This window comes from Marinobacter sp. UBA2498, from assembly GCF_002341575.1.
GTDB lineage: Bacteria > Pseudomonadota > Gammaproteobacteria > Pseudomonadales > Oleiphilaceae > Marinobacter > Marinobacter manganoxydans.
Map to the genome: position 1 here is coordinate 2,293 of NZ_DDOI01000156.1, position 2,243 is coordinate 4,535.

Annotated in this window: 2 protein-coding genes; one reads left to right on the plus strand and one right to left on the minus strand. The window is 55.2% G+C overall.

Features of this window, described 5'->3' with window-relative positions:
* Window positions 1–795 (minus strand): dihydroorotate dehydrogenase (quinone) (pyrD, locus tag B2W52_RS21555; RefSeq protein WP_286804043.1); only part of this gene is annotated, 795 nt, incomplete at its 3' end.
* A gap of 409 nt (window positions 796–1,204) precedes the next feature.
* Between pyrD and B2W52_RS21560 the strand changes: the two genes are divergently transcribed.
* Window positions 1,205–2,243 (plus strand): cation diffusion facilitator family transporter (locus B2W52_RS21560; protein WP_286804044.1); only part of this gene is annotated, 1,039 nt, incomplete at its 3' end.

The following is a 2,243-nucleotide window of genomic DNA, read 5'->3' on the forward strand; positions in this document are numbered from 1 at the left end:
GAGGCCACCAGCCTCATCGGCATGGGCATGACCTGCCACGGCATCCCGACTGATCGTTGTATTGGTGGCAATCACGCCATCAAGGCCCGTCTCACGCAGGGCGGATGCCACGAACCGGATACCGTCATCGTCCATGTCCGGGGCGATCTTCACAGCCACAGGCACGTACCGGCCATGCTCCTTCTCACACTGGAACTGTTCGTCCTTGATGGCCTCCAGCAGGCCCTTCAGAGAGTCTCCAAACTGCAAATCCCGAAGGCCGGGCGTGTTGGGCGAGGACACATTCACCGTTATGTAATCGGCCCGACTGTAAACTGCCGAAATTCCCTTCCGGTAATCGGACTCGGACTGGTCGTTGGGCGTGTCCTTGTTCTTGCCAACATTGATTCCAAGCACGCCCTTGTAGCGGCGCTGATCCACACGGGCCAGCAAGTGGTCCAGTCCCTCGTTATTGAAACCCATCCGGTTAATGATGGCCTGATGCTCCAGCAGCCGAAACATCCGTGGTTTGGGGTTGCCGGGCTGCGCCAGAGGCGTCACGGTACCGACTTCAATAAAACCGAAGCCCAGGGCGCCAAGCGCATCGAGGTGATCGGCGTTCTTATCCAGACCTGCGGCAAGCCCGACGGGGTTCGGAAAATCCAGCCCCATAACATTCACTGGCAATGAATCTATCTTTGGTGAAAAAGCGCTCAAAACGCCTAATCGGTGCGCAAGATCGAGACCATTCAATGCAACATTGTGAGCTTGCTCCGCTGGAAGGCGGAAAAGCAGATTGCGGATAACGCCGTACATCTGAAAAAACTCCCCTGATCCAAGTGGGCGGAGTATACCGGAAGTTTTCCACAGCATCCCGGGATAGAACCAAATCAGCTGTAAATGACTGTATCATGGCACTCTCATGACCTTTTCCACGGAATCTGTGGATAAACCTGTTGAAAATCGCGGGGCAACGGTTGCCATCCCTTGATAACTGCGCCAATCTACAAATTGATCATTTTTTGACCAGTTATTTTTATGTTTATTTTCAATCGTTTATATATTTTTCTCATGGCTGTCGACAAATACTAAACAAAATGTTACCCAGTCATCGTTCTGCAATGATGTGCATAAATCACTTGAAATCCCCTCTTTTAGCCACCCCTGCCAAAGCCCTTGAGAATAACGTTATACTGGCACCTGTCTTCTGATCTGGAGTGCATCAATGCAAGAGCCGATTTCCCCCGCCCAACAGCACCGGGAAAACCTCGCGGGCGAAATGAAGGCGGCCTCGCGCGTGACCATTATCGGAATGATTCTCGATGCCGTACTCGGGGTCATAAAAGTCATTGGTGGTGCTCTTTTTAACTCCCAGGCCCTGCTGGTGGATGGCATTCACTCCTTTACGGATGTTGCCTCTGATCTGGTTGTTCTTGGCGTCATGAAGGTATCCCGCCAGGAGCCGGATGACGACCATCCTTACGGCCATCAGCGAATCGAAACCTTCGGCACTCTGGTTCTGGGCAGCATCCTGATTGCCGTTGGCGCCGCCCTGGCCTGGGAAAATACCCTACGCCTGATAGAGGGTGGCGTGGATACTGTGCCTGGCTGGCCAGTTCTGGTGGCAGCTGCAGCGTCTGTTGCGGGCAAGGAATGGATTTTCCGATACACACGCCACGTCGGCCTGAGGATCCGCTCGGATCTGATTATCGCCAACGCCTGGCACAGCCGAACCGATGCGTTCTCCTCAGTCGTGGTTCTGGTGTCCACGGCCGGCGCCATGCTCGGCATGGTCTGGCTTGATGTGTTCGCGGCGGTGGTGATCGCAGGCATCATTATCCACATTGGCTGGAAGTTTACCTGGGACAGCGTCAAGGAACTCGTGGATACCGGCCTCTCCCAGGAGGACACGGAGATGCTCAAGAGTATCGCCCGGGACACGGACGGAGTGCGCAACGTGCATGAGCTTCGCAGCCGTCGTATGGGGCACGACATTCTGCTGGATATTCACCTGGTGGTTCGTCCGGAAATCAGCGTATCGGAAGGGCATCAGATCGGCATGCAGGTTGTCTCGGGAATGCGGGATGCCCTGGACAACATCCGGGACATCAACTTCCACATCGACGCCGAAAACGACGAAGATCAGCCGCTGACCTCCGAGCGCCTGCCCTCCCGTGAAGACATCCGGGCCATCCTGGCCCGACACCTGGGAGAGTTGCCGCAACACAGCCGGCTCCGGCTGCACTATCTGAAAAACAAGGTGC